This window comes from Streptococcus sp. SO4 (genome assembly GCF_030440055.1).
GTDB classification, from domain to species: Bacteria; Bacillota; Bacilli; order Lactobacillales; family Streptococcaceae; genus Streptococcus; species Streptococcus nidrosiense.
Genome location: NZ_JAQFJI010000006.1, coordinates 134,821 through 141,077, shown reverse-complemented (window position 1 = coordinate 141,077; position 6,257 = coordinate 134,821). Strand labels below are relative to the sequence as shown.

The following is a 6,257-nucleotide window of genomic DNA, read 5'->3' as shown; positions in this document are numbered from 1 at the left end:
CATCAACAAGTGCAAGCACCTCAGCAAGTACATCCGCTTCAACGAGCGCAAGCACGTCCGCAAGTACGTCGGCTTCAACAAGTGCAAGCACTTCAGCAAGTACATCAGCCTCAACGAGCGCAAGCACGTCAGCAAGTACGTCAGCATCAACAAGTGCAAGCACCTCAGCAAGTACATCCGCTTCAACGAGCGCAAGCACGTCCGCAAGTACGTCGGCTTCAACAAGTGCAAGCACTTCAGCAAGTACATCAGCCTCAACGAGCGCAAGCACATCGGCTAGCACGTCAGCAAGCACATCAGCATCAACAAGTGCAAGTACGTCAGCAAGCACATCGGCTTCAACAAGTGCAAGCACGTCAGCAAGTACATCGGCATCAACAAGTGCAAGCACGTCAGCAAGTACATCCGCTTCAACAAGCGCAAGCACGTCAGCAAGTACGTCAGCATCAACAAGTGCAAGTACGTCAGCAAGTACGTCCGCTTCAACAAGTGCAAGCACATCGGCAAGTACGTCCGCTTCAACAAGTGCAAGCACATCGGCAAGTACGTCCGCTTCAACAAGTGCAAGCACCTCAGCAAGCACATCTGCTTCAACAAGTGCAAGTACATCTGCTAGCACGTCAGCCTCAACAAGCGCAAGTACATCTGCTAGCACGTCAGCCTCAACAAGCGCAAGCACGTCAGCAAGTACATCCGCTTCAACAAGTGCAAGTACCTCAGCAAGTACATCTGCATCAACAAGTGCAAGCACGTCAGCAAGTACGTCCGCTTCAACAAGTGCAAGCACATCGGCAAGTACGTCCGCGTCAACAAGTGCAAGTACCTCAGCAAGTACGTCCGCTTCAACAAGTGCGAGCACCTCAGCAAGTACGTCGGCCTCAACGAGCGCAAGTACATCGGCAAGCACGTCGGCCTCAACGAGTGCAAGTACATCAGCAAGCACTTCGGCCTCAACGAGCGCAAGTACATCGGCTAGCACTTCGGCATCAATGAGCGCAAGCACGTCAGCAAGTACGTCAGCCTCAACGAGCGCAAGCACGTCAGCTTCAACAAGTGCAAGCACATCAGCAAGTACGTCAGCCTCAACGAGCGCAAGTACCTCAGCAAGTACGTCAGCCTCAACAAGTGCAAGCACGTCAGCAAGTACGTCGGCTTCAACGAGCGCAAGTACCTCAGCAAGTACATCTGCATCAACAAGTGCAAGCACGTCAGCAAGTACATCTGCATCAACAAGTGCAAGCACGTCAGCAAGTACGTCAGCTTCAACAAGTGCAAGCACATCGGCAAGTACGTCCGCTTCAACAAGTGCAAGTACATCTGCTAGCACGTCAGCCTCAACAAGCGCAAGCACCTCAGCAAGTACGTCAGCCTCAACGAGCGCAAGCACGTCAGCAAGTACGTCAGCGTCAACAAGCGCAAGCACATCAGCAAGTACATCCGCTTCAACAAGTGCAAGCACATCGGCAAGCACGTCCGCTTCAACGAGCGCAAGTACATCAGCGTCAACAAGTGCAAGTACCTCAGCAAGCACGTCAGCATCAACGAGCGCAAGCACGTCAGCAAGTACATCCGCTTCAACAAGCGCAAGCACATCAGCAAGCACGTCAGCTTCAACAAGTGCAAGTACATCAGCATCTGAATCAGCATCAACATCAACAAGTGCGTCTATGATTCATTCGACTTCAACTAGTCAAGCTCCTCAAACTGATACCACTAAGGCCCGTAAGCAATTACCAAATACAGGTGAAACTGTTTCAGCTGCAAATGCTCTCCTTGGAGTTGTAGCAGGTCTAACTGGATTAGGATTAGTGGCTAAACGTCGTAAGCGTGATGATGAAGAATAAATCTTCTAACGATTCTATTAGTTGATTATTCCGATCAAAAAACCTGAAAGATATAACTTTCAGGTTTTTTTAGTTCTATAATATTTGTGTTTGGTAAATATCTATAAACATTGGGGGAATCTTTTATAATTTTTGCAAAATAAAAAACTAGCCATGTAATTAGTAGTAGCTACTAAATTCTATGACTAGTTGTAGAGTTTAAGGTTTTGACTTGATAATTTTAGTTTGTTTAGATAGTGATTGGAGTGTTTGGTCACTTAATTTTGAATCAGTGATAATAGTGTCGATATCTGAGATATTGTAAAATGTGAAGAAATCAAATTTATCAAATTTGCTATGGTCAGCTAGGAGATATTTTTTATTGGCATTTTCAAGTGCTAATTTCTGTGCTTCACCTTCGTCTTCACTAAAAGTAGCGATAGCATGATCCTTGATACCATTACAACTAACGAAGGCTTTTGAAAATTGCAAACTAGCGATATCTTGAAGAGTGAGAGTACCGACAAATGCTCCAGTAATTGAACGATAATTACCACCGATTAGAATGAGATCAGTTAGCTTACGCTCGTTTAGAATGAGAAATACAGGCAAACTATTGGTAACAACTCGAATGTTATCGATAGGAAGTTCACGCGCAAAGAATTCTAATGTGGTACCTGGACCAATAAAAATAGTTTCTCTTTCTTCAACTAAGTGACCTGCAAAGCGAGCAATTTCTTGTTTTTCTGCTGTTTGTAGTCCTTGTTTTTCAACGTTAGAACGCTCATTGTTTAATAAGGAACCTGTTCGAAGCTTTTCAGCACCTCCGTGCACTCGAACCAATAAATCCTTATCCGCTAACTCTTGTAAATATCGTCTAGCTGTCATATCGGAAATATCAAGGCGATTCATAATCTCTTTAACAGTGATAGTTCCTTTTGTATTAACAATGTCTAAAATAGTATCTAATTTTTCTTGCTTCAGCATTGAACCACCCCCAAATCTAATATTATTTTATCATATTTTAAACAGCTAAGCAACTCAAAGAAAACAAAAATAAACAAAAAAAAACATCTAGTTTTTAAATAAACTTAGATATTTTTTTAGGTTAGGTATTAATTTAGTCCATAGTTATAGTCATCATCCTGCATAGCTTCAACTTCACCAAGTAGATAGCCATTACCAACTTGAGAGAAGAAGTCGTGGTTTGATGTACCAGTTGAAATCCCGTTCATAACGATCGGGTTGACATCGTCAGCTGAATCAGGGAAGAGAGGATCTTGCCCCAAGTTCATAAGGGCTTTATTTGCATTGTAGCGAAGGAAGGTTTTAACCTCTTCAGTCCATCCGACTTCGTCATAGAGGCTCTCTGTGTATCCTTCTTCATTCTCATAAAGAGTATAGAGAAGGTCGTACATCCATTCTTTGAGTTTTTCTTGCTCATCTTCTGGCAATTCATTGAAACCAAGTTGGAATTTGTAGCCGATGTAGGTTCCGTGTACAGACTCGTCACGAATAATCAACTTGATGATCTCAGCTACGTTGGCCAACTTGTTGTTTCCAAGATAGTAGAGTGGTGTGAAGAAACCAGAGTAGAAAAGGAAGGTTTCAAGGAAAACACTAGCTACTTTCTTTTCAAGAGGAGTTCCGTTTAGGTAGATTTCATTGATAATCTCAGCTTTTTTCTGAAGATATGGATTGGTGTTGGTCCATTCGAAAATCTCTTCGATTTCTGACTTAGTATTCAAGGTAGAAAAGATAGAAGAGTAAGACTTAGCATGAACAGATTCCATAAATTGGATATTGTTAAAAACAGCTTCCTCGTGAGGCGTACGAATATCAGCACGAAGGGCTTGAACACCAGTTTCTGATTGCATGGTATCAAGAAGGGTCAAACCTCCAAAAACTTTACCAACAAGGTCTTTTTCCTTATTAGAAAGCTTTCTCCAGTCGTCTAGGTCATTTGACAAAGGGATACGCGTATCAAGCCAGAACTGCTCAGTCAGCTTTTCCCAGGTTGATTTGTCAATGACATCTTCGATGGCATTCCAGTTAATAGCTTTGTAGTAAGTTTTCATTTGAAATCTCTTTCTGTGTGTAGTAATGCGATAACATAATCACTCTTATTTTATCATAATTCTATGCTAGAATCGAACAAAAAGTCGGAAGCCCGACTTTTATGTTCTTACATGATTTTATTAGCAAAATACGTTTAATGGATTAAGTAAATGTAATTTTTTTGAGAGTTGAATTAAATCACACAGCTCTCGCATTGGTTAGCACCGACTTCTCCACCATCATCTGTAAAGGTACGGACGTAGTAGATAGACTTGATACCTTTGTTGAAGGCATAGTTACGAAGGATAGACAAGTCACGTGTCGTTTGTTTGTTTTCTTTCTTCCATTCGTAAAGGCCTGTTGGAATATCACTACGCATGAAGAGTGTGAGTGAAAGTCCTTGGTCCACGTGCTCAGTCGCAGCAGCATAAACATCAATTACCTTACGCATATCCATGTCATAAGCAGAAGTGTAGTAAGGAATTGTTTCTGTTGACAAACCAGCAGCAGGATAGTAGATCTTACCAATTTTCTTCTCTTGGCGTTCTTCGATACGTTGCGTAATTGGGTGAATAGAGGCAGAAACATCGTTGATGTAGCTGATAGAACCATTTGGCGCTACAGCAAGTCGGTTTTGGTGGTAAAGTCCATCTGCTTTAACTTTATCACGAAGTTCAGCCCAGTCAGCAGCAGTAGGAATAAAGATATCTTTGAAGAGCTCTTTAACACGGTCTGATTTCGGAAGGAATTCGCCAGTTAAATACTTATCAAAATAGCTTCCGTTAGCATAGTCTGATTTCTCAAAGTTGTGGAAGGTAACACCACGTTCACGTGCGATATTGTTTGACTCAACCAAGGTCCAGTAGTTCATAAGCATGAAGTAGATGCTTGTAAATTCAACAGACTCAGGTGATCCATATTCGATCAATTGTTGAGCAAGATAGCTGTGAAGTCCCATAGCTCCAAGTCCAAATGTATGAGCTTGGCTGTTTCCGTGGTCAATAGTAGGAACAGCTACGATATGAGAGCTGTCTGTAACGAAGGTCAAAGCTCGTACCATTGCACGGATGGAGCGACCAAAGTCAGGTGAAGTCATCATGTTGACCACGTTTGTTGAACCGAGGTTACATGAAACATCAGTACCCATTTTTAGGAATTCTTGAGCATCGTTGATAAGACTTGGTTCTTGAACTTGAAGAATCTCTGAACACAAGTTGCTCATGATAATCTTACCATCAACTGGATTTGCACGGTTAGCAGTATCAATGTTAACGACATAAGGATAGCCAGATTCCTGTTGCAATTTAGAAATTTCAGTTTCCAAATCACGCGCCTTGATTTTTGTCTTACGGATATTTGGATTTGCGACTAATTCATCGTATTTTTCTGTGATGTCGATGTAGTTAAATGGCACGCCGTATTCTAGCTCTACAGAGTAAGGACTGAAGAGGTACATTTCTTCATTTTTACGTGCTAATTCGTAGAATTTATCTGGTACAACAACACCAAGTGAAAGGGTCTTGACACGCACTTTTTCATCCGCATTTTCCTTCTTAGTTGAAAGGAAGGCGATGATATCTGGGTGGAAGACATTGAGGTAAACAACCCCAGCACCTTGACGTTGACCGAGTTGGTTAGAGTAAGAGAAGCTGTCTTCGAAAAGCTTCATAACTGGTACGACACCAGAAGCAGCACCTTCATATCCTTTGATAGGAGCTCCAGCTTCACGAAGGTTGCTGAGGGAAATTCCTACACCACCACCGATACGTGAAAGTTGAAGAGCAGAGTTGATAGAACGTCCGATAGAGTTCATATCATCTGTTACCTGGATCAAGAAACAAGATACCAACTCACCACGACGAGCACGACCTGCATTCAAGAAAGAAGGAGTAGCAGGTTGATAGCGTTGGTGGATGATTTCATTAGCAATATCAATAGCAATCGCTTCATCACCATCCGCAAAGTAAAGAGCGTTAAAGAAGACACGGTCTTCCATACTCTCAAGATAGTACTCTCCGTCATTAGTTTTCAGAGCATACTGATTATAGAATTTATAGGCAGCCATGAAAGACTTAAACTGGAAGTTTTGATCCTTGATAAATTGGTGTAGTTCTTCCAAAAATTCTGGACGGTATTTCTTGATAAATGCTGTTTCAATGTAGTTATGCTCAATGAGGAAGTTGATTTTATCCGTAATTGAGTTAAAAACCATTGTATTTGGTACAACATTTTCTTTAAAGAAGGCTTCTAAAGCTTCCTTGTCCTTGTGAAGCATAATTTGTCCATTAACAGGACGGTTAATTTCATTATTAAGACGGAAGTAAGTCACATCTTCAAGTTGTTTTAATCCCATAAAAATTCCTTTATCTAATTACA

4 protein-coding genes are annotated in these 6,257 nt (G+C 41.8%); 1 reads left to right on the top strand and 3 read right to left on the bottom strand.

Translation table 11 applies throughout. The annotated features are described in order from the left end of the window. Positions 1-1,844, top strand: a 1,844-nt coding sequence (locus tag PCY08_RS05280; protein WP_301559672.1) for an LPXTG cell wall anchor domain-containing protein, incomplete at its 5' end; no start/stop codon positions are given. Positions 1,845-2,042: 198 nt separating this feature from the next. Here PCY08_RS05280 and PCY08_RS05275 read toward each other — a convergent pair. The 3 genes from PCY08_RS05275 to nrdE all read right to left on the bottom strand — a co-directional run bounded on the left by PCY08_RS05275 (position 2,043) and on the right by nrdE (position 6,234). Beyond that, entirely contained in the window at positions 2,043-2,810 is a 768-nt protein-coding gene (locus tag PCY08_RS05275; RefSeq protein ID WP_049526101.1) for a DeoR/GlpR family DNA-binding transcription regulator, read from the bottom strand. A 128-nt stretch (positions 2,811-2,938) separates the two neighbouring features. Then, the gene (gene nrdF / locus PCY08_RS05270) at positions 2,939-3,901 is read right to left on the bottom strand and encodes a class 1b ribonucleoside-diphosphate reductase subunit beta (protein WP_049526102.1); all 963 of its coding nucleotides are present in this window, start codon (positions 3,899-3,901) and stop codon (positions 2,939-2,941) included. Between the two features lie 173 nt (positions 3,902-4,074). Further along, positions 4,075-6,234 carry a class 1b ribonucleoside-diphosphate reductase subunit alpha gene (gene nrdE / locus PCY08_RS05265; protein WP_301559671.1) on the bottom strand — a complete coding sequence of 720 codons (2,160 nt, stop codon included), beginning with the start codon at positions 6,232-6,234 and terminating at the stop codon, positions 4,075-4,077. Positions 6,235-6,257: the final 23 nt, after the last annotated feature.